Origin of the sequence: Sorangium sp. So ce321 (assembly GCF_051530195.1) — a bacterium.
In the GTDB taxonomy this organism is placed as follows: domain Bacteria; phylum Myxococcota_A; class Polyangia; order Polyangiales; family Polyangiaceae; genus Sorangium.
Genome location: NZ_CP150329.1, coordinates 4,929,196 through 4,950,478 on the forward strand (window position 1 = coordinate 4,929,196; position 21,283 = coordinate 4,950,478).

The window sequence follows — 21,283 nt, forward strand, 5'->3', positions numbered from 1 at the left end:
TGGGGAGCCCGGCGACCCGGGGAGGTCTCTGCTCTTCCCCCTCGTCGACATCGGATGCATCACGAGCCGCCGATGACCGCGCCCCTTCTGGCCCCCACGCTCGAGCACGCGCTGCCGGTCGATCGCGACCTCGTCCACTGTGTGACCTTCGCGCTCGCGTGGGCGGAGCTCCAGCGGCTGCTCGGCTCCGAGGACGTGCTGGTCGCGCCCACCGAGCTCTCTCGCTCGCTGAGCCGCGCCGCTCTCCTCGCCGCCGACGCCGTGGATCCAGCCGAGTCGTTCGCCAGCGCGGGCGAGGGCGGCGCGGCGCTCGACGCGATCCGCGCCGGGTTGGCGCGTCGGTTCGGCGAGGCGCAGGTACGGCTGCTGCCGCAGAGCGTGCCGGCGCACGCCCTCGTGGCGTTCGCCTTCCTGCGGGCCACGATCGCGTTCGAGCGGCCCTTCCTCCGCGATCGCGCCCAGGGGTTCGCGTTCCGGGGGTCCCGCGTGCAGTGCTTCGGCCACTGGGGCGGCGCGGGCGCAGGCGTCTATGCGGGCGCCGCGACCGTGCATCGCTACGAGTCGCCGGGCGATTTCGTCGTCGAGCTCCGCGGGCGCGGCGGCGCCTCGATCGTCGTCGCTCGCCGCGGAGGCTGGTCGACGCTCGCGGACGCGACGCACGACGCGCTCGCCGCGGTCGATCGTGGACCTGGCCGGTGGGCGCGTCTGTGGGGTCAGGCCGCGCTGCAGGATGACGATACCCTCCAGGTCCCGGTCGTGTCGCTGCGCGCCGACGCGTCCTTCGAGGGGCTCCTCGGCAGGCCGATCGTCCCTGGAGATCGCTTCCTCGTCGCCGCGTGCCAGACGCTGGAGCTCGACGTGGACGAGCGCGGCGCCCGGACCGTGTCCGAGGCGCTCGCGCTGGGCGTGAAGAGCCGTCGCCGTCGAGGGCGCGAGCTCGTGTGCGACGGGCCGTTCCTGCTCGCGCTGCGGCGCGCGGGCGCGCAGGCGCCGTACTTCGCCGCGTGGCTGCAGTCGGGCGCCGTGTTCCTCCCCGTGGAGGCCCCCTGAGCCGGAGGGCGCCGGCCTGAGAGCGTCCACGAGAAGCCGCGCCGCCGTGCTCGCGCCTCAGCGCCGCGCGCTCTGCTCGACGAGCGCCTGCCACCGCGCCTTGAGCGTCGGATTGGACTGGAAGCGCTCGTGCCACATCGTGTGGAGCGCGGCCCAGCCCTGCGGGTCGAGCCCGTAGTGGCTCCGGATCTGCTCGATGTGATTGGGATGGTCTCGCATGTCGGCGCAGATACGCGCGTACTGCGCGAACGAGATGCGCTCCACGCGGCGCTTGGTCTCCGCGTCCACGCCGGCGTCCGCCCGCGCGGCGGGCTGGGCGTGCGATGCGTTCGGGGGGGGGCCGCCCGTGGAGCTCGGCTGCTGGAACGGTAGGGCGGCCAAGATCTCGGCGAGGGGCGGCAGCGGCGCGGTCTCGTCTTTGATTGTCCGCAAGGACGCGGCCGGAGGGGCAGGGCGCGAGAAGGGAAGAGCCCTGTCAGCCGGAGGAGAAGGGGTGGGGCGCGAGAAGGGAAGAGCCTTGTCGGCCGGAGGAGAAGGGGTAGGGCGAGAGAAGGGAAGAGCCTTGTCGACCGGAGGAGGAGGGGTGGGGCGAGCGAATGGCAGCGCGTTGTCGGCCGGCGGAGAAGGGGTAGGGCGAGAGAAGGGCAAGGCCTTGTCGGCCGGAGGCACAGGGGCGGTCCGAGCAAAGGGCAGCGCCTTGTCGGCCGGAGGCGAAGGCGTGGGGCGAGCGAACGGCAGGGCGCTATCGCCCGCAGGCACATTGGCGGTGCGGGAGAATGGCAGGGCGCTGTCCCCCGGAGGTACGGTGGCAGTGCGGGAGAAGGGCAGGGCCGTGTCCGCCGGCAGCGCGTTCACCGCGCCGATGCGCGTGGCGCCGTGCTGCCTCGCCGCGGCTGGCGCCACGGTCGTCCCGAGCGGGGGTGCGCTCGACCCGCCCTGGCTGACGGGCAGCGCCTCCGGCATCTCCGGGATCTCGGCGGTCCGCCTGTCGACGCGCTTCAGGAGGCCTGGCGGCGCCGTCGCCGGCGGCTCCGGGGGCGGCATGGACGTCGGCGCGACCGCAGGCGGCGGCGACGACGTCGCCCCGGGCAGCGGCGACCGATCCGCGAGGGGGAGCGCCGGCGATCCCGCCGCGCTCGCCCTGGCCCAGGGCGAGCGCGCCGCCCTGTCGTCGCTCGCTCCCGCGGCATGCAGCGGCGCCGCCCCCGCCAGCGCCCCCTCCGGGGGTGCCGCCGAGAGCGCCGGGAGGTGGGCCTCCGGCGCCACCGGGATCGGGCCCTCGAGCTTCCTGCGCGACGCCCGCAGCTTCGCCTGGGCGCGGCCCTTCTGCCCGGCGACGAGCTCCAGGTAACGCTGGCTCGAGCGCAGCTGCCCCCGCGCGGCCTGCGCCGCGAGCTTCGCCAGCCAGCGCTCCCGCGCTGCCTCCCACGCCTCGACCGAGAGCCCCGCGCCCGCGAGCGCCTCGTCCCGTGGGACGCCCGCCTCCAGCGCCCCCGCGACCGCGGCGAGCTCCTCGAGCGTGATCGATCGGCTGTTCCCCTCGCTCTCCACCATTCCCCTCCGAGCATACTCCCGAGGCCGCGCCCGCAGCGCGGCCGCGGCTCCGGCCGATCTCGCGGCGCGGCCGTCCCTGCTACTTCATCGCCCGCTGAAACCGCGCCATGAGCTCCTCGTCCTCGAGCATCGCCGCGGTCCATCGCTGCTGCGCGCTCAGGTAGTCCTCGAGCGTCAGGTCGAGCCGGCTCAGCACCGTCGCCATGTCGGTCCCCCGCTTCATCGCGCGCGCCGCCTCGAGGAAGCGATCGAACGTCAGCTCGCTCCTCGCACGGGCGCGCTGCACCCTGGCGAACGTCTCGGCATAGGCCGCGACGAGCGGCGGCACGCCCACGTCCTCGCCGTCCTCGTCGTCCGCCTCGGAGAGGCGCGCCTGCCAGGCGTCGTCGAGCGCCTCCCAGCGGTCCTCGTCGAGCCCGTGCGCGGCGAGGAGCGCCGCGCGGTCGGCGCTCGGGTCCGCGAGCCGGGCGGCAAGCGTCGCGTAGACCTCGACGTCATCGAGGTCGAGCACGTCGCGCGGAGGATCCTTCATCGCGCCGCCAGGCTACCCCAGCGCGCTGCTTGGGGCCTCCTCCGCGCAGGTGTATCCATGGAGCGTGTCCTTCTCGTACCTGCCCTTCGTCACGCCCGGCGGTCAGGACGGGCAGCCCTCCGCGCCCGCCGGGATGGCCCCCTCCGCTCACGACCAGCTCGAGAGGGCGCACGCCGCGCTCCGCCGCGCAGCCCTGGCCCTCGAGCACGACGTCGAGCCCTTGATCGATCTGACCGGGCCCGCGCGCGCCCTCGAGCGGGCCTTCGGCGCGATCTACGACGCCTTCGACGGCCGCGCCGAGCCGCTGGGCGCCGCGCGTGCCGCCATGACGGAAATTGATAGCGCCGCTGTCCCGATCGGCGAGGCGAAGGGGCTCGACGCGGGCCTCGCGGCCGTGAGCGACCTGCTCCGGAGCGCGCGCGGCTGGCTGGAGCGCGCCGAGGCGCGGCTCGCCGCCGTGCCGCCCGCGCCGCCGCTCGCCCCGCCGCCGATCATGGCGAGCCGCGATCGGCCGCGGCTGCACGCGGTGCAGCGCGCGTCGCTCGTGCCGAGGCTCAAGGTCCCGGAGCCGGCCCCGGCGGAGGTCGTCGCGAAGCCGCCGCCGCCGATCGCGCCGCCGAAGACCTTCGAGGAGCTCAAGGCCGCGGTCGAGGCGCTGAAGAAGCGGGCGCCCGCGCCCGGCGTGCTCCCCGCCGCCGCGGAGGCGCGGCCGCTCCCGCGGCGCCCGGACGAGCAGGCCGCGCGCCCGGCGCCGCCGCCCGGCTTCGCGCCGGACATCGGCGCCGCGATCGACGATGTCGCCTTCCTCCGCGCCCGCACCCGCGAGTGCTTCGAGGAGGTCGCGATGGTCGGCATGCAGCGGGCGCCGCTGCTCGGCGATCCCTTCCGGGGGGCGACGGTCCTGGAGCGGCGCATGCTCGCGGCCATCGACGTGATCGCGGCGATCGGGGCGCCGGCGCTCGAGCACCTGCCGCGCCTCGTGGCGGAGGCCCCCGTGAAGGACCCGAGCGTCGCCTTCGCGAGCGCGATGGTGCTCGGCTGCTTCGCGGGCCGCGACGCGCTGGCCGCGGCGGAGCACGCGCTGCTCCGGAGCGAGCGGGACCGGGCGTTCATCGACGAGCTCGGCGCCGCCCTGAAGCTCGCGCCGCACGAGCTCCTGCCGCTCGCGCTGCGCAGCTTGCTCCGCGAGCCCGAGCCGCTGCTCCGCGCGATGGCGATCGACGTCCTCGCCTACCGGGGCCTCGCGACCGAGGACGAGCTCGCGGCGGCGGCCTCGGACGACGCGGCCACCGTCGCGGCGCGCGCGCTCCACCACCTCGGCTGCGCGCCGGGCCAGCGCCTGCCCGAGCTGATCCAGCGGGCCCTCGCGGCCGGGGATCCGGAGCTGCGCGAGGCCGCCTGGACGGCCATGGCGCTCTCGGACCACCCGCACGCCTCGCTCGCGCTGCGCGCCGCGATGGAGGAGCCGGAGGGCGGGGACGCGGCGGCGCTCCTGCTCGCGCTCGCGGGCGACGAGGCGGACGCGCGGCACCTCGTCGCGCGCGCCTTCGAGGCGCCGCGCCGCGGCCTGATCGCCGCCGTGGGCTGGACCGGCGCGGCCTCGGCCGTGCCCCTGCTCATCGACCTGCTCGAGCGCGACGGGGACAAGGCGGCGAAGCTCACCGCGGCGTACGCGCTCGATCGGATCACCGGCGCCGGGATGTGGGACGAGGTCGCGGTGGAGGACGAGGAGATCGCCGTCGCCGACCCGCCCGACCCGGACGTGGGCGAGCCACGCCAGCTCAAGCTCGCGCAGCTGGTCAGCGACCCCCGCGATCCGCCCGCCGCGCCGGCGCCGGAGATGGTCGAGCAGCCCACGGTGGACGCCGCGCGCTGGCGGGCCTTCTGGATCGAGCGCTGCCAGGGCTGGGACCTCGGCGCGCGGTACCGGCGCGGGCTCCCCTACACCCCCGAGGTCGTGCTCGACGAGCTCGACACGGGCCGGGTCACACCGGCCGAGCGCCGGCTGCTCCAGCGCGAGCTCATCGTCCGCACCGGGCACTTCGTGCGCTTCGATCCGCACGATTTCGTGGTCGACCAGGAGGAGGCGATCGCGGCCTGGCGCCCGATCGCGGCGCGCGCCTCGGGCGCCCCGGGCCGCTGGATCCGGCCGCGCCGGCGCGTCGCGTGAGGCCGGCGGCGGCTGCGGCGGCTGCGGCGTGCGGCGCTGGCGCCGACGCTCGTCGTAGCGCTGGCGCCGCCGCTCGTCGCGGCGAGGCGCGTCCGCCGCGCTCCGCTGGCCTTGCCGCGCCGCGGCGGCTGGCGCATGGCCTGGCCCGGGCGCTGCGCCCGCCGAGGGGGAGCATGGAGCAGGGCGGACATCGCAAGAGCGGCAGGCAGATCATCGCGGCCGCGGCGCTCGGCGCCGCGCTGCTCGCCGCGCCCCCGGCGGGGGCCCAGACGAAGGAGGAGCTCGCGGAGGCGCGCGCGCTCTTCCAGGAGGGCGTCGCGCTCAGCGCGGCGAACAACTGCCCCGCGGCGCTCGCAAGATTCCAGGCGGTCGCGAACGTGCGGCGCACGCCGCAGGTGCTGTTCAACATCGCCGAGTGCGAGGCGCGGCTCGGCAAGCTCGTCTCGGCGCTCGGCAACTACCGCATCGCCGCGGCCGCGGCCGACGGTGACCCGAAGGCGAGGGACGTCACCGCGAACGTCGGCCCGCGCATCGAGGACCTCGAGCAGCGCATCCCGCGGCTCGCGATCCGCCGCGGCCCGGGGGCGCTGACGGCGACGATCCTGCTCGACGGGTCCGCGCTCGGCGCCGCGGAGATGAGCGCCGACATCCCCGTCGACCCCGGGCCGCACGTCGTCTCGGCCAGGATCGGCGATCGCGAGGTGGTGCGGGAGACCGTCACGCTCGACGAGCGCGACGAGAAGACCGTGGAGGTCGCGATCACCGCGCCGCCGGAGCCGCCGCGCGCGGCCGCGCCGCCGGACACCGCGCCGCCCGAGGCCCCGAGGCCGGCGGCGCGGCCGTCGAAGGTGCCGGGCCTCGTGGTGCTCGGCGCGGGGATCGCGAGCGGCGTCGTGGGCGGCGTCTTCCTCGGCCTCCGCGCCGGCACGCTGAGCGATCTCGACGCGCTGTGCGGCGGCGACAGGAGCTGCCCTCCGTCGGCCAGGCCTACCGCCGACCGCGGCCGGCTGTACACCGGCGTCGCCGAGGTCGGGATCGGGCTCGGCGTCGCCGGCGTGGCCGCGGGGATCGCGCTGCTCGTGACGAGCCGCGGCGGCGGCGCCGCGGGCGTTCCTCGCGCGGCCGTCGTGCCGCACGCGCCGGGCGCCGACCTCGCGGGCCTCAGCGTCGCCGGTAGGTTCTGAGACCGGGCGCGCCCGGGGCTCGCGAGCCGGTCAGCCCTGGCAGCAGAACGTCCTCGGGGATGCGCCCCGCGCCGCGCCGGCAGCGGTTCCGCCGCTCGGGATGCACGCGCCCCCGGTGGGCGTGCCGGGCGACATCGCCATGCGCCCGACGATCGACGGGTTGCCGGTGAGGTCCCCGCACTCCCCGGTGGACAGCGCGAACAGCGGCGTCTCGCACGTGTCCGTCTGCGTATCGGAGTAGAGGGTGACCATCGTCGGGCAGGTCCCGTTCGACGGTTCGCCGCACGCGCAGTCGTCATCGCAGCTGCGCGTGTCCTCGATCCCGGTGAAGAAGACGTGCTTCTCGGTGTACGCGCCTGGCGGGCACGCGTTGTCGCCTTCCTTCGCGATGCAGAGCCCGTCCTCGAACGGCGCGGCCGGCCTGGGCGCGCAGACCCGGCCGAGGTTGCAGCCCTCGCCCGTCCGCTCTGCTGCGACGCACGCGCGACCGAGCCGTGTCCAGGTGGGGTCCTGCCTCTGCATCTGCACGGGCCCCGGCGCGCAGCTGCCGCCGGTCGCCGCGATCACTTCCACGGTGACCGAGGCGACGCACGGGTGCGCCTCGGGCGTCGCGTCGCAGGCGCCGCCCGGCTCGCAGGCTACCCCGCCGCCGAAGACCCCGTCGGGGCCCGCGCACTCGCCGGCCTTCCAGCCGGAGATGGGCTTGAGATCCCAGGCGCAATCCCAGCTCGCGCCGCAAGGCGAGTCGCTGACGCTGATCTTCAGCGGCCCGCACTCCTGCCCCTGCGCCGGGCCGCACGAGCACGCGCAGGCCGCCGGCGGCGCGGACAGGCCGCGGTTCCCGACGAACGGCGGCCCCGCGGTGAACCCGGCAGGGCAGCCCGGGTCCATGGCGGGCTCTCCATCGAACAGCGCGAAGTAGCCGCTCCAGCCCTCCGGCACGGCGGTCGTGCACACGAAGTCGCCGCACGCCGGATCCGCGCAGTCGACCAGGCCATCGCCGTCGTCGTCGGCGCCGTTCGCGCAGTCCTCCGCCCCGTCCCCGCTGGCGCTGCTGCCGGCGCTTCCCGAGGGCTCGGGCTCATCGAAGGTGTACTCGGGGTACAGGCACGCTGCCGGCGCCGCGAGCGCGCCAGAGGCGCAGAGGCCGAGCCAGGCCGCGAGGTGCGCTCTCCGGCCGACGAGAAAAGAGCTCACCGAATCACCTCCCTGGCAGGCTGCCCGCCGCGCGGAGCCACGCGCTGTGCCCCCTGCGGCAGCGCGTGCGCGACGGCGCGAGGCGAGCGAGGAGAGCAGCTCGCACGATGGACTCTACGTCTCTCCGGCGCGGGATGGCAATGCACGGGAGCCCCGCCGAACGCGAGGAACGCCGCGAGCCAGCGGGCGGACACGGCGGCGCGCGGTACCACCTTCGACGCGATCGTGTTGTGTGGAGTCACCCGTCGTGGGGTGTCGGAGATCCGGAGATGTAGAGTCGCCCGAGCCGCTGAGCGGCGCCGCGCGGGGCCGCCGCGGCGTGGAGCCAGCTACTTCCTGGCAGGGGCCGCGGGGGCGGCCGGCCTGGGCGCCGGGCCGGCCGGCTTCGCCGGGGCCGCGGGCGCCGCGCCCTTGCCCGGCGGCGCAGCCTTCCCGGGCGCCGCGTCGCCGGTCTGCCCGCTGTTGTACAGCTGGATGGCGCGATCGGTGAGCTCGAGATCGGCGCGGTAGTACGGCGCGGCCGACTTGTCGAGGATGAGGTCGTAGCCCTCCTGCGCGGCGAGGCGGCGGAGCAGGCCGAGCACCTTCTGCAGGATCGGCGTGGTCAGCTCGGTCTCCTTGCGCTGCATCTCGCGCTGGTAGTCGACCATCGTCGCCTGGAGCTCCGCGGCCTGACGCTGCCAGGTCTCGAACCGGCGCTGGAGCGCGTCCTTCGGCGTCTTGCCCGCCTGGGCCTCCTTGTCGAGCTTGTCGCGCTCGTCGGCGAGCGCGCGCTGCTTCGTGTCGAGCTCCACCTGGCGGCTGTCGAACAGCTTCTTGAGCGTCGCCTGGAGGCGGAGGCCTTCCTCGGTCTCCAGCATGGCGCGCCGCACGTCGACGACGGCGATCTTCGACTGCGCCGACGCGGGCGCGGGCGCGAGCAGCGCCGCCCCGCCCATCGCCGCTGCGGCGAGCAACGGCAGCAAGCGCCCCGCGATCCGTCGATCCAACCGGCGCGGGCCAGCCGGACGCGCGGAGCCGGAGGACGTGGAGCCGCGCACGAAGGACCGCTCAGCAACGTTGTTTTGCATCGCGGATGGCCTTAGCTACCCGGCCACCCAACGTCAAGAACGTGGCGCGTCCTTCTCGCGCGGCGGAGCCGCCGCGCCGTCGCCGTGAGCGTCCTTGCTCTGGGCAGGGCCCGCGCCGCGCTGCGCCGCCGGTTCGCTGCCCTGCGCTTCCGCGCGGTCCTTCCGCGCCGTGACGCCGGCGGCCTTCGTGACCTTGCTCCGCGACGGCGCCGCGGCGGCCGCGGCGGTCGGCCGCGCGGCCGGCTCCGCGCCCGGCGCGCGCTGCGGCGCCGAGGACGCGGGCAGCGATCGGCCGAGGCGCTCGCGCGCGAGCGCGATGAGCCGCCCGATGTCGTCGCTCCCGCGCAGGAACGCCTCGCGGTGGCGCGGATCCCGCAGGGCCTCGACGCGCGCGGCCAGCGCGGTGAACGCCGCGTCGAGCGCGGCGTTCGCGGCCGCCTCGTCCCCTGTCGCGAGCAGGGCCTCGACGAGCGTGAGGCGGATCGCGTCGTTCCACTCCTCGATGGGCCCGCCCTCGAGGCGGCGGGAGGCCTCGCGCGCCGCGTCGACCGCGGCCCTGAGCTCGCGCCGCGCCAGCTGGACGCGGGCGAGCGCGAAGCTCGCCATCGCCTGCAGCGACGTCGCGTGGCGCGCCGTCTCCTCGCAGAGCCAGCGAGCGATGGAGTGGGCGGTCCCGTGATCGCCGGGCGCGCCGCGCCAGACGAGGAAGAGCGCCTCGTACAGCCGCCCGACGATCCTGAGGCGGGCGATCTGGCACTCGTCGGCGATGCGGCCGGCCTGGCGCTGGTGCGCGACGCCCTCCTCGATGTTGCCGAGCCGCGCGTACGACATGCCGAGGTTGTGAAGCGCGAAGCCCTCGAGCGCCCGGAGCTTCCGGCTCCGCGCGTCGAGCAGCGCGCGCTCGAGCATCGCCTGCGCGTCCTCGAACAGGCCGAGGTGGTTCAGCACCGAGCCGGTGTTCAGGCGGGCCTTCGTCGCGACGACGGCGTCGCCGGCCTGGTCGGCCGCCGCGATCAGCGCCGTGCCCGCGATGACCGCGGCGGACAGGTCCCCGACGTTCATCAGCGCCGCCAGGTGGGCCTCGTGGGTGCGGAGGAGCGCGCCGGTCGAGCCGCTCGCGCGCGCGACCTCGATGGCCGCCTCCGCGGCGCGGAGCGCCTCGGCGGGCCGGCTCAGGTCCACGAGGCCGCGGACGCGCGACGCGAGCAGCATGGCGCGGATCGACGGCGAGAGCGCCGCCGCGAAGTGCGGCGAGAGCGCGGAGGCGGCGCGCGCGTCGCCCTCGGCGCTCTGGCCCGCCTCGATCATGCACGTCACCGCGAGCACCTGCGCCTCGCCCCACAGATCCGAGCCGGGCAGCGCGAGCCGCGCGGCCTCCTCCGCCGCGTCGAGGCCCTCCGGGACGCGGCCCATCAGCTCGCAGATCTCCCCGCGGTGGACGAGGAGCGTCGCGCGCGTGGTCCCCTCCGCCCCGCAGGCGAGCCCGCGCGTCGCGAGCTCGAGCGCCACGTCGAGCTCCGCGCCGGTCGCCACGGCGGCGCGCGTCGCCCGGGCGTAGAGCAGCGCGGCCCGCGCCTTGTCGCCGGCGGCCTCCGCGTGCCGCGCGACGAGCCCCGGGTCGACGTCGCCCGCGGACTCGAGCCAGGCGGCCGCGGCGAGGTGCAGCGCGGCGCGATCCTCCTCGAGGATCGACGCGTACGCGGCGTCGCGCACGAGCGCCTGGCGGAACGTCCACTGCACCTGCCCCGCGACGCGCGGCTCCAGCTGGCGCGCGATGATCTCGCCCGCCTCGAGCTCGGCGAGCTCGGCGCCCACGGCGCGCTCGAGCAGCGCCTCGACGCCGCCGCTCCAGAACACCTGGCCGAAGACGGACGCGGCGCGCAGCACCTCGCGCACCCCCTTCGACATGCGATCGACGCGGAGCTGCACCAGCGCCTGCACGCTGAGCGGCACGTCGTCGCGCCCGTCGGCGGCGTACCGGATGAGCTCCTCCAGGAAGAGCGCGTAGCCGCCGGCCCGCCGCACGATGGCGCCGCGCGTGGCCGGGTCGGCCTGGGGGAGCGCCGTCGCCACGAGCCGGTCGGCGGCCTGCGGCGACAGCGGGGCGAGCGACAGGCGGGTCACGTTGCGCTGCGCCCACAGCGCCGGGAACCGGCCTCCGATCTCGGGGCGCGCGAAGCCGAAGACGCCGAAGCGGAGGTCGGTGCAGCCGAGCAGCCAGTCGACGAGGTCGACGGTCGTGCTGTCGGCCCAGTGCATGTCCTCGATGACCAGGATCTGCGGCGTGCTCTCGGACTTCGAGCGGAAGAACGCCTCGATCGCCATCCGCATGCGCGACTCCATGAGCTGCGGGCTCTCGCGCGCGGCGCGCAGCGGCTCGTTGCCCTCGTCCGGGAACGGCACGCCGGTGAGCTCCCCGATGAAGGCGGCGAGGAAGCGCAGCGGGCGGGCAAGGCGCATCGCCACGTGGGCGTTCACCTTCTGCACCTGGTCCTCGAGGCGCTCGCCGTCGTGGATGCCCATGAGCGCGCGCAGGGCGCGGCCGAGCCCGGGCAGGCCCGAGCCCTGGCTCATCGGATCGCCCCGGCAGAGCAGGATGACCGGCGCGTGCGGCGCCATGTCGAGGCGCTGGATCAGCTCGGCGCGGACGCGGCTCTTGCCGATGCCGGCGGGGCCTGTCACCAGCGCGGCGCGCGGGACGCCGTCCTCGGCGAGCTCGCTGAAGATGCCCTGGAGCCTCGCGATCTCGTTGTCGCGCCCGATGGTCGGCGTGGGGGGCCCGAGCAGCTTCCGCGCGTCGAAGCCGGTCGCGTCCTCGTGGAGGAGCACGCCGCCGCGCGCGTCCTCCTGGACCACGAACCGCCCCTCGAGCGCCGCGGTCGCGTACACGTCGATCCGGACCGCGCCGGGCACGGCGGACTCGAGCTGCTGCGCCGCGCGCTCGAGCGCCTCGCCGGCGAGGTTCGCGCGGCCGCGGACGGCGTGCCCGACCGCGACCGAGACCCGCGCGCCCGGCGTCGACCGGGCGACGGTCAGCGCCGCCCGCGCGGCGCGCATCGCCTCGTCCCCGCGCGAGCGCTCCACCCCGAGCACCGCGACCATCTTCCCGCTGAGGAGCGGCTCGAGCCGCGCGTCGTCGCCGAGGACCTCGCGGAGCGAGGCGTCCACGTCGGGGCGGAGCGGGCCCGCGCCCAGCTCGAAGAGCACGCAGGCGACGACGCGCCGCTCGCTCGTCGCGAGCCGCACCTGCGGCCGCTCGTCGCTCGGCCCGGCGGGGCTCGCCGGGCTCGGCTTGATCTCGGGCGCCGCCGCCTGTCGCACCGCCGACGCCGACCTGTCCGTCGCGGGGGGGTCGTTGCTGAGCTCCCCGACCCGCGCGAGCGCGCGCGCCAGCTCGCCGCCGTTCTCGTACCGCTTCTCGCGATCGCGCGCGATGGCGCGCGTGATCACCTCGTCGAGCGCCTCCGGCACGTCGAAGCGGATCTGCTGCGCGCGGGGCGGGTCCTCGAGCACGAGGCGCCCGAGCAGCGCGATCGCGTGCTCGGTCTCGAACACGTTCCGGCCGGTGACCAGGCGGAACAGGACGGAGCCCAGCGAGTAGACGTCGGCCCGCGCGTCCACCGGCTCGCCGCGCGCCTGCTCGGGCGCCATGAAGTGCGGGGTGCCGATGATCGTGCCGCGCTCGGTGGGGCAGTCGTCCGGGATCGCGAGCTTCACGACGCCGAAGTCGATCAGCTTGATCGCCGTGCCCTTGCCGCGGACGAGGAAGATGTTGGACAGCTTGAGGTCGCGGTGGACGACCCCGCGGGCGTGGATGGCGGCCATGGCGGCCGCGCTGCGCCGGACGACCTCCACCGAGTCGCGCAGGCCGAGCGGCGCGCGCCGCTGGCGCTGCCCGAGGTCCTCGCCGTCGAGCCACTCCATCGCGAAGAACAGGCGCCCGTCGAGCCATGTGCCGTGGGCGATGTACTGGACGATGTTCGGGTGCCGCAGATCGGCGAGGATCGCGATCTCGCGCGCGAAGCGGGCGCGCTCCTGGTCCGACGCGGCGGCGCGCAGGATCTTGATCGCGACCGGGGCGCCGGTGGTCTGATCGGTGCCCTTGAAAATGTCGCCCATGCCGCCGCTTCGGCTGCGGGCTTCGATCATGAAGCGGTCGGTCGGATCGGTGAACTCCGGGAGCACCGTCGGGAAAGGCTACGCGAATTTCGCAGCCTCATGCCAGCGAGAAGGCATTCCGCGCGCTGCTGGCACGCCGCGCGCGCCGCCGGGCGACCTGGGCTGACGCGCCCCTCCCGGAGCCGCGCGGCTGACGCTCGCGCCGCGCGCCGCGCGGCCCCGGGAGGGGGCGCGTCGAGGCAGGCCCGGCGCTCGAAATTTCCAGCCACGAACCGGGCCGTCGGGCCATCGGGCCCCATCCGCCGCCCGAGCCGCCCTCCGCGCCCTCAGAACGCCGCGAGGAGCCCGGCGCCCACCGAGGCGGTCAGGTGAGGTGTCCTCAGGGCCCCGATCGACGGGGCGTCCTCGAGCCTGAACGCCGCGAGGAGCTCCGTGTGAGCGTAGAACCAGAGCGTGTCGTCGAGCGCGAGCTCGATCCCGCCGCGCAGCCCCAGCGCCATCATCAGCAGGGCCGTGTCGGGGTTGCTGTCGGGCTGCGCGGAGAGCAGCAGCGTGCCGGCCTCCGCGAGGCCGCAGGTGACGAACAGGTCGCTCGTGTGGAGGCACGAGGCCAGGGCGCCAGAGAGGATCGACCGCGTGTACAGCGTCCGCGCCTCCGAGCTCCCGCCGGGGGCCGAGGTGTCCGGAGCCGACTCACCGCTGACCTTCCGCGCGTCTGTCGCCGGCGGGAGAGAGACGTAGCGGCTCTCGAGCGACACGGTCAGCCGCCTCGACCAGCGCGCGCGCAGGATGCAGGACAGGCCGCCGAGCAGCTCGCTGCCCGCCCCGATCCGCGCGAGCGCGCCGACGCCGGCGAGCATCGTTTTCCAGGGCCTCCCGGGCACGCTCGCGGGCTCCGGGCGCGGCGGCGGCCCTCTCCGCGGCGGCGGCCCTCTCCGCGGCGGCGCCGGCGGTCCGGGCGGCGGGGCCGCGGGGCGCGGCGGCGCCGCCGCCGGGGCGCGCCCGTCGAGCCCGAAGGGCGTCAGCGTGAAGGCGATCGAGAGCGCGACGTAGCTGGTGAGCAGATCGCACGCAGCGTCGCTGTTCGGGACGTCGAACTCGCGCTGGGTGGAGACCTTCCCGCCGGCGTCTCCGTACTTGACGGTGGCGACGAGGTCGTCGCCGCGCGGGCCGATCGCGATGGTCACCTCCTCGGGCGCGTCCTCCCGGAAAGGGTCGTAGCCGGTGCGCAGCTGGATCTGCTCGCGCAGCGCGGCCTCTCCAGGGCATGACGCCGCTGGCGCATCCTCGCTGTAGTGCAACCGCAGCACGCGGCGCGTCGGCTCTGCGGCGAGCGCGGGCGCGCCGAGCAGGAGAGAGGCGAAAACAATGTTGCAGAGAAGAGGTCGTTGCATCCCGAGTCAATAGCTCCGCTGAGCGAGTCGTTCGTGGCGGCCATTGAGCGCTCTCGAGCCAAAGCGAGTCAAGAGCTCATGACGTTTCTCCTCGCGTAATCTCGAGCCCTTTATGCTGCCTGCGCGTGATAATCGAAGGCTGCGCGCCGTAATGGGCGCTCGATTCGACTGTAAAGGCGAGCATGCGCGTTATTCGTGACGATTGGCGCCAGCTGTCCGTACATCACTGCTCTGCGGTCCGACGCGCGAGCGTGTCTGTATCCGTGGCAATCGAGACACGTTGTCCGTAATCATGCTCGCGAGCAGACTCGTGGCGACCGCGCGAGCCGACGGGTCGCGACGGGCGCGCTCCGCCGGGCGCGCAGGCGTCCGGCTGGCGCCGCGCGGGGATCGATCTCGAGTGAGAGGGGAGAGGAGAGGGAGAGGGGAGAGGAGAGCGCGCGCCGCGAGCGGTCAGCTCGCGCTCGCGCCCGCGATGGCACCTGCGCGCGAGGCGAGCCGCGCGAGGTCCTTGGGGTCGCTGACCCGGACGAGGATGACGGTGATGTTGTCGCGACCGCCGCTCGCGTTCGCCTTCTCGATGAGCGCTTGGGACGCCTTCTCGGGGTCGGGCTCGGCGAGGAGGATGTCGCGGATGGCCTCGTGCGTCGCCATCTTGGAGAGGCCATCGGAGCAGAGCAGGTAGACATCGCCGGGGTGGGGGCGCGCGATGATCAGGTCGACCTTGACCGCGGGCGAGATGCCGATCGCCCGGCTCAGGTGGTTCGCCATCGGCCCGGTGATCCCCGCGGCGCCCATCGTGTGATCGGTGGTCAGCTGCGTCAGCTCGTTGTCGCGGAGGCGGTAACACCGGCTGTCGCCCACGTGGCCGATGTAGAGGCGCTGCTTGTTGGGGGAGAAGCGGGCGCTGACGAGGGTCGTGCCCATCCCGTTGAGGCTCCGCTCGGCGTGGGCCCGCTCGTAGATGGCCTGGTTCGCGCGCTGGATCGCGACCGCGAGCTCGCTGCCGCGACGGGGGACGTCGGGGTAGGCGGTCTCCGCGTCGCTGTCCACGAACGACGGGTCCTTGAAGGCCCGCGCGATCGTGTCGACCGCGAGGCGGCTGGCGACGTCGCCCCCCGCGTGGCCGCCCATGCCGTCCGCCACCGCGAACAGGTAGTGCTCGTCCAGGCAGAGATAGCAGTCCTCGTTCTTCTTGCGCTTCTGGCCGGGGTCCGTCTGTCCCACGGCGCTGATGAGCAGCAGCGGCGACGAGCTGGTCGGCTCGTCGACGGCGGCCTCGTCGTCGTAGATGATCGGGACAGCCGAAGGCTCCTCGCGCTCGTGATCGTCGTCGTCGTCCTCCTCGTCGCCGCCGTACGACGGGGCGCTCGGGCGCTTGATTGCGCTCTGCAACACCTCCGGCGGCGCCAGCGTGATCAGCGTGAGATCGTCGTCATCATCGTCGAAGCCGTCATCGTCGTCGTCGCGGCGCGACGCCCCGTTCGGGCGCTTCCACTCGGCGCTCGACACCCGCTCCGCGCGGCCCTGTCCTCCCGTGGTCTTCGCGTGGGAGACCTCGCTCGCGGGCGCATGCGCGCCGTCCTGCGAGCCGACTGCGCCCGAACCCGTCGTAGAACCTTCGAGATCTGCCTCCCCCTCGTCGAGGGCCTGGGCTCCTGGGCCACCCTGCGACGGCGCGATCGCCGCGCGGGGCCGGGCCCGGTCGCCGTTGTTTGAACGAAAATACCAATAGATCAGCCCCAGAAGGGCGATTCCCATGACAAGGGCGGCTGCGAGATCGGCCATGTCCCGGCGACCAACGTAGCAAAGGCGCGCCGCGTCTCCGAGATCAACGTGCAGGAGGACGGACGACGGCGATCATTCCTGGCTTCGGCCTCGTCCGCTGGGCGCGTACCTGAGGCGCACCTCGGCGCCTGCCAGCGCAGAGATGCGCCCCCGCCCCGTCCGCGATGGCGAGGCCCCGTGGCGGGCGGCCGCCGCTGCGAGCCTCGTGATGAGGCCGCGTCTGCCGGGCTGCACGCCGGCCGGGCCCGCCCGCGCGCGTGCTGCGCTGCGGCAGGCTGTGCAGGAGAGCGCGCCCCTTCGCTTCCCCGACGGATATCGGCCCCGCGCGGCGAGAGCACGAGGTCATGCCCCGCGCGGCCTGGCTCTCCGGGGATCTTCTCTGGTAGAGGGGCTCTCCTCTAGAGAGGCTCGAGGCGACTCGCGTTCGCGCCGAAGGCCTCCCCGCGCTCCCGGCAGGGCGCTCCCTTCACCCCCGAGCCGCCCTGCGCGTCCCTCCGGCCTCCGACGCCGGCCTCTCGCGGGGACGCGCGCCGGCGTCTTCGTCGCGCGTCCACCGTAAACGAACTCCTGGAGCGGGTTGCCAGTGCTCGTGGTGCTGACTAGTCTCCGCGCCCGCATGACGCTCGCCTGCACACTTCTCCGGACACCTCGCATTCTTGGTGCGGGCCTCGCGGCCTCGATCTTGGGCGGGCTCGGGGTGGCCGGCTGCTTCGTCGAGAGCGAGGGGCTCCCGCCGCCGGTCGAGGGGTTCTATTTCCCGGCAGGCATCGCGGCTTCCCCTGGCGGGCGGGTCCTCTACGTCGCGAACTCGGACTTCGATCTCCAGTACAACGGCGGCACGGTCCAGGCGCTGGATCTCCAGCGGTTGCGCCGCCGGGCGCTCGCCCTCCAGGCGTCGCTCAACCCGCGCGAGGCGGGCGCCGGCGCGAGCGCGCGCGCGGCGTGCGAGGCGGTGGGCCTCGGCGCCAACCCCGCGCCGCTGCTCTACCCGGGGCCGTGCTCGCCGCTCGACATCGCCGCCCTCGACGGCGACGAGGAGATCGTCCGGCGCTCGGCCGTGATCGGCGCCTTCGCGTCGAACCTCGCCCTCGCGCACAGGCCGCTCACCGAGCCCGGCGCCACGCCAGGGGAACAGAACGCTCGGTTGTTCGTGCCCGTCCGCGGCGACCCCTCGGTGACCTACTTCGACGTCGCCGACGACCGGCTCGACGCCCCCGACGCGCAGCGCTGCCAGGGCGACGCCTGCTTCCAGCTCGACTGCGGCGCCACCGAGTCGGGCGGGCGCTGCCCGAGGGACCACCGCATCGGCGAGGACCCGGGCCAGGGGCGCGTCAAGGAGAAGCTCCCGCTCGAGCCGTTCGGCATCGCCGCGGGCACGGACGGGACGAGCATCGTCGTCTCGCACCAGACGCTGAACTCCGCCAGCGTCATCGCGAACTCGTGGAACGAGGGCCAGCGGCCGGAGCTGGCCGGGATCCTCGAGGATCTCGCCTCCGGACCGACGGAGCTCGCGGCCGTGCCGCGCCCGCGCCTGATCACGCAGCTGAAGGCGGCGAGCAAGGCGATCGACTACCAGCCCGCGTTCGTGCTCACGTACGTGGCGTCGTCGCAGCTCGATCTGCTCCGGTACCAGGAGCCCGAGCCCATGTCGACCGCGCCGGCGCTGCTGTACCAGTCGACCACGACCCCGATCACGGCGCTCGCGAGCGGCACCGACTCCCGCGGGATCGCGGTCGACGCGAGCGAGCGGCAGGCGTGCGAGGCGGGCTGCGGCGACGGCGACTACGAGTGCCTCGCGCGGTGCGCGGCGATCCCGATCCCGGTGTTCGTGGCGCACCGCTTCCCGAGCTCGCTGCTCATCGGCGAGGTGATCACGACGCTGATCGAGAAGGACGCGGAGAAGCCCGAAGACAGGTGGATCGCGGCGTACGAGACAATCGCGATCCGCGACGCCGCGCCGCTCGCGGCCTACCCGTCCCGCGTCGAGGTGGGCGACGTGATCGGCGCCGACGGCGCGCGCCACCGGCGGGTCTTCGCGCTCGCCTTCGACTCGGGGCTCGCGTTCTCCTACAACCCGGAGGCGCACCGCGTCGACGCCGTCATCCCCACCGGGCGCGGTCCCCAGGCGATCGCCTTCGACACGGGCCACACCTGCAGCGACGACAGGGAGCGCTGCGACTGCGCGCCCGGCAGCGACGGTTGCGAACCCTATTCCCTCATGTACATCGCGCATTTCACCGACTCGTACCTCGGCGTCGTCGATCTCGACCTGCGCAAGGCGAACACGTCCGCAACGATGATCCTCACGGTGGGCAAGCCGGTCCCGCCCCGGGAGTCCCAATGAAGCTGCGCGCCGCGCTCCTCGCCCCCACCTCCGTCCTTGTGCTCGCCGGGTGCGCCGAGGAGTCCACGCCGGCCGCCGTCGAAGCGCTGGCGCAGTCCGGCCGGAGCGCCTTCGTCTGCCTCGCCATCGACCGGCCGGATCCGGAGAAGCCCGGCGTGCTGCGCTCGCTGCCGATCACGGACTGCTCGTCCCGCACCGCGGATTCACCCAGTGATTTCCAGGTCGACGCGGCCGACGGGGGCGCGGCCAAGCTGCCGCACCTCTACGCGCTCGTGACGCAGACGTCGCGCGGCGAGGTGGCGGTCATCGACATGACCACCGAGCGCTCGCCGATCCTCGATCACGACACGGGCACGCCCGGCGCGAGCTTCCTCCCGGTGGGCGCGCAGCCGGTCGACATCGTCGCGACCCCGGGCGGCACCGCGTCGTTCGTCGCCGTCGCCGAGCCGGGGCGCGAGGGGATCTTCGCGCTCCCGTCGGCGAAGGTGCTGCCGCGCGGCGGCTGCCCCGTGCCGTCGCTCAGCTCCTGGCCCTCCTGCTCGCTCGGCTCGGCGCCGGGCGAGGTCCTGCTCGTCTCCGATCCGCCGGGCCCCGACGGCAAGCTGCGGAGCTCGTGCCTGGGCGCCTACGACGTCGAGCCGACGAGCCCGGGCGAGGCCGCGGCCGGCGGCGACGCGTGCGGCAGCGCGAACGGCGACCTGAGCCAGGAAGGGCTCGGCCGGCAGAAGCTCATCGTGAGCATGCCCGAGCTCGGCGGCCTCGCCGTGATCGACGCGCAGACGCTCCTCGAGGACGAGCGCTACGCCGAGGGCGGGTTCGCGCCGTGCGAGGTGGAGCGGTGGCTCCCTCTCGACGTCTCGCTCCCGCCGCCCGCGCCGCCCGAGAGCGCGCCGCACGGCCCGGAGTGCGCGGCGCCGGCGGCCTCGGCCGCCTCGGCCCAGGCCGTCGAGGAGCCCCGGCCCGCGGGGCTCGCGCTCTCCGGCGACCGGCTGTTCGTCGCCGATCTCGACGCGCCGGTGATCCACGTCGTCGACCTCTCGGAGCCGTGCGAGCCGCTCGAGCTGCCCCCGCTCCTGCCCGAGTCCACGCTCGACCCCGAGCGCGTCGTCACGACCAGCCGCGTCGCGGTGAGCCAGGCGTCGCCCCCCGACTTCCGCCGCTACCTCTACGCGGTCGACGCGGGCGACGGCAGCGTGATGGTCTTCGACGTCAGCGACGGCGCCCTCGGCCGGGCGCCGCTCTCGCGCCCTCACGCGGAGTGGAACCCGTTCCAGCCGCCGGACCGGATCCGCTTGCCGGCGCCGGTCCGCGACCTCGCCGTCGTGCAGCGCGAGGCCCCGGCCACGCTCCCGGCGACGGGCGTGGCGCCGCAGGGGATCCGGTGCGACCCCGATCCGGGCCTCAGGCGGTGCGACAGCAGCGTCGCCTCGTGCGACATCGAGACGCTGTACCGGACCTCGGCCGAGCGCGACGCCGGCGCCGGCCCGCTGAAGCTCCGGGGCTCGTTCGCCTACCTGGTGCTCACGAACGGCCAGGTGGCGATCGTCGACGTGGACGACCTCGACGCGGCCTGCCGCGGTCCCGCCGTCGGCAGCGCGCGCGCGGGCTGCGCCGAGGCGGGCGACGAGCCGCTCGTGACCAGCGGCGAGGCCTCGTGCAACGTCGTCATCCCGCACACGCTGCGCTCGGCGAACTACGTCGTGACGAGCGACGGCTCCGGCCAGCTCGAGCCCGGCGTGCAGGGTCTGCCGATCCTCTACGATCGGACCGGCACGCTCGTGCCGCTCTCCGCGAACAGCCCGAAGATGCGCGCCACGTTCCCGTCCGAGGGCACGGCCTCGCCGGCGCTCGCGCTCGCGGTGGGGGCGCAGCGCGAGACGATCGTGGCGACCGACCGCGGCGAGACCGACGTCGACGATCAGGGGCTCGTGATCAGGTCCGGCGAGCCGCAGCACGCGCTGACGATGAACCTCGAGGACCCGCGGGTGCACCTCGTCAACGAGACGTGGATCGCGACCTACGAGGGCGTCCTCCCGGGGTTCACCCGGACGTTCGTCCACTTCGAGGGGGGCGCCGCCGTGAGGAGCGCGGACGCGCGCTTCTGCGGCCGCGGGGTGCAGAGCCGGGCCAGCGTCGAGGAGCAGCTGCTCGCCGCCGGCGTCGAGGCGGGCGAGGCCGCCGCGCGGGCCGCAGAGCTCGCCGACTTCGTGCAGGTCACGTCCGCGCTCCCGGGCGAGGACGCTGCCCACTGGGCCAAGGCCGAGTCCTCCGGCGGGTGCTCGTTCGAGGTCTGCGACGCGCGCTACGGCAGCGTCATCACGTCGCGCCCGGGCCTGCGCATCGCCGAGGCCTACGAGGATCGCCTCACGCTCGAGTCGCGCGACCCCGCGGTCGACGAGGTCGCGCTCGCGGCGTGCTGCTTCCCCGGCGAGGTGCAGCTCGGCGTCCGCGCCGCGGGCCAGTGGATCGTCCGGAGCAACGCGGTCGGCTTCCTGCACCACGTCGTCGCCGACCCGGAGACGGGCCGGTGCCGCAACGCGTGCGACGAGCGCCTCGCGCGGCTCAACGGGCGCGTCGTGCACACGCCCGAGGACGGGCGGGTCACCGACGGGGAGCTGGGCGCGTTCACCAGCCCGATGTTCCGCTTCGCGATCACGGGCGGCGCGCCCGAGCAGGACATGCAGTTCCGCTTCGGCACCCAGGGGGCGTTCACGCCGCTCCTCGTGGAGCTCAGCGACGACGTGGAGCTGCAGCCGCAGGCCATCCGGCTCGTCCCCGCGACGGGGGAGCTCGCCGTGACCGACGGCTCGCTCCAGGGCCTGATCCTGCTGAGCGCGCGCAGCGTCGGCGTCGCGCGCCGGTTCCACTGATCGGCGCGCCG

At 74.9% G+C, this 21,283-nt stretch carries 12 protein-coding genes; 5 read left to right on the top strand and 7 right to left on the bottom strand.

The features are described from left to right. The first annotated feature begins 72 nt into the window (after nt 1–72). Complete coding sequence (locus tag WME89_RS18730) at nt 73–1,050, top strand: hypothetical protein (RefSeq protein ID WP_438010481.1); 978 nt, start codon at nt 73–75, stop codon at nt 1,048–1,050. Nucleotides 1,051–1,107: 57 nt separating this feature from the next. Here WME89_RS18730 and WME89_RS18735 read toward each other — a convergent pair whose 3' ends face one another. Both WME89_RS18735 and WME89_RS18740 read right to left on the bottom strand, forming a co-directional pair. Beyond that, nucleotides 1,108–2,604 carry a hypothetical protein gene (locus tag WME89_RS18735; protein WP_438010482.1) on the bottom strand — a complete coding sequence of 499 codons (1,497 nt, stop codon included), beginning with the start codon at nt 2,602–2,604 and terminating at the stop codon, nt 1,108–1,110. A gap of 79 nt (nt 2,605–2,683) precedes the next feature. Beyond that, the gene (locus WME89_RS18740) at nt 2,684–3,136 is read right to left on the bottom strand and encodes a hypothetical protein (protein WP_438010483.1); all 453 of its coding nucleotides are present in this window, start codon (nt 3,134–3,136) and stop codon (nt 2,684–2,686) included. Between the two features lie 64 nt (nt 3,137–3,200). Here WME89_RS18740 and WME89_RS18745 point away from each other — a divergent pair, with 64 nt between their 5' ends. Next, nucleotides 3,201–5,306 carry a hypothetical protein gene (locus tag WME89_RS18745; protein ID WP_438010484.1) on the top strand — a complete coding sequence of 702 codons (2,106 nt, stop codon included), beginning with the start codon at nt 3,201–3,203 and terminating at the stop codon, nt 5,304–5,306. Between the two features lie 173 nt (nt 5,307–5,479). Continuing rightward, on the top strand, nt 5,480–6,490 hold the full coding sequence (locus WME89_RS18750) for a tetratricopeptide repeat protein (RefSeq protein ID WP_438010485.1): 1,011 nt from the start codon (nt 5,480–5,482) through the stop codon (nt 6,488–6,490). Nucleotides 6,491–6,520: 30 nt separating this feature from the next. Here the strand turns inward: WME89_RS18750 and WME89_RS18755 are convergent, their stop codons facing one another. The 5 genes from WME89_RS18755 to WME89_RS18775 form a co-directional block, all read right to left on the bottom strand. Further along, nucleotides 6,521–7,687, bottom strand: coding sequence for a hypothetical protein (locus WME89_RS18755; protein ID WP_438010486.1), 1,167 nt, complete (start codon nt 7,685–7,687; stop codon nt 6,521–6,523). A 329-nt stretch (nt 7,688–8,016) separates the two neighbouring features. Then, nucleotides 8,017–8,652 (bottom strand): OmpH family outer membrane protein, encoded by a 636-nt coding sequence (locus WME89_RS18760; RefSeq protein WP_438010487.1) that lies wholly within the window; start codon nt 8,650–8,652, stop codon nt 8,017–8,019. A gap of 138 nt (nt 8,653–8,790) precedes the next feature. Continuing rightward, on the bottom strand, nt 8,791–12,876 hold the full coding sequence (locus WME89_RS18765; RefSeq protein WP_438010488.1) for a serine/threonine-protein kinase: 4,086 nt from the start codon (nt 12,874–12,876) through the stop codon (nt 8,791–8,793). Nucleotides 12,877–13,202: 326 nt separating this feature from the next. After that, complete coding sequence (locus WME89_RS18770) at nt 13,203–14,270, bottom strand: hypothetical protein (protein ID WP_438010489.1); 1,068 nt, start codon at nt 14,268–14,270, stop codon at nt 13,203–13,205. A 453-nt stretch (nt 14,271–14,723) separates the two neighbouring features. Further along, complete coding sequence (locus WME89_RS18775; RefSeq protein WP_438010490.1) at nt 14,724–16,031, bottom strand: PP2C family protein-serine/threonine phosphatase; 1,308 nt, start codon at nt 16,029–16,031, stop codon at nt 14,724–14,726. A gap of 709 nt (nt 16,032–16,740) precedes the next feature. Between WME89_RS18775 and WME89_RS18780 the strand changes: the two genes are divergently transcribed. Together WME89_RS18780 and WME89_RS18785 are read left to right on the top strand one after the other, a co-directional pair. Then, on the top strand, nt 16,741–18,402 hold the full coding sequence (locus WME89_RS18780; RefSeq protein ID WP_438010491.1) for a hypothetical protein: 1,662 nt from the start codon (nt 16,741–16,743) through the stop codon (nt 18,400–18,402). Beyond that, nucleotides 18,399–21,272, top strand: coding sequence for a hypothetical protein (locus WME89_RS18785; RefSeq protein ID WP_438010492.1), 2,874 nt, complete (start codon nt 18,399–18,401; stop codon nt 21,270–21,272). The genes WME89_RS18780 and WME89_RS18785 overlap by 4 nt, the downstream gene beginning before the upstream one ends. Nucleotides 21,273–21,283: the final 11 nt, after the last annotated feature.

Excerpts from the sequence above, each read along its gene's own strand:
- WME89_RS18730 (WP_438010481.1), top strand. The coding sequence starts at position 73 with ATGACCGCGCCCCTTCTGGCCCCCACGCTCGAGCACGCGCTGCCGGTC.
- WME89_RS18735 (WP_438010482.1), bottom strand. The coding sequence starts at position 2,604 with ATGGTGGAGAGCGAGGGGAACAGCCGATCGATCACGCTCGAGGAGCTC.
- WME89_RS18740 (WP_438010483.1), bottom strand. The coding sequence starts at position 3,136 with ATGAAGGATCCTCCGCGCGACGTGCTCGACCTCGATGACGTCGAGGTC.
- WME89_RS18750 (WP_438010485.1), top strand. The coding sequence starts at position 5,480 with ATGGAGCAGGGCGGACATCGCAAGAGCGGCAGGCAGATCATCGCGGCC.
- WME89_RS18765 (WP_438010488.1), bottom strand. The coding sequence starts at position 12,876 with ATGGGCGACATTTTCAAGGGCACCGATCAGACCACCGGCGCCCCGGTC.
- WME89_RS18770 (WP_438010489.1), bottom strand. The coding sequence starts at position 14,270 with ATGCAACGACCTCTTCTCTGCAACATTGTTTTCGCCTCTCTCCTGCTC.
- WME89_RS18775 (WP_438010490.1), bottom strand. The coding sequence starts at position 16,031 with ATGGGAATCGCCCTTCTGGGGCTGATCTATTGGTATTTTCGTTCAAAC.
- WME89_RS18785 (WP_438010492.1), top strand. The coding sequence starts at position 18,399 with ATGAAGCTGCGCGCCGCGCTCCTCGCCCCCACCTCCGTCCTTGTGCTC.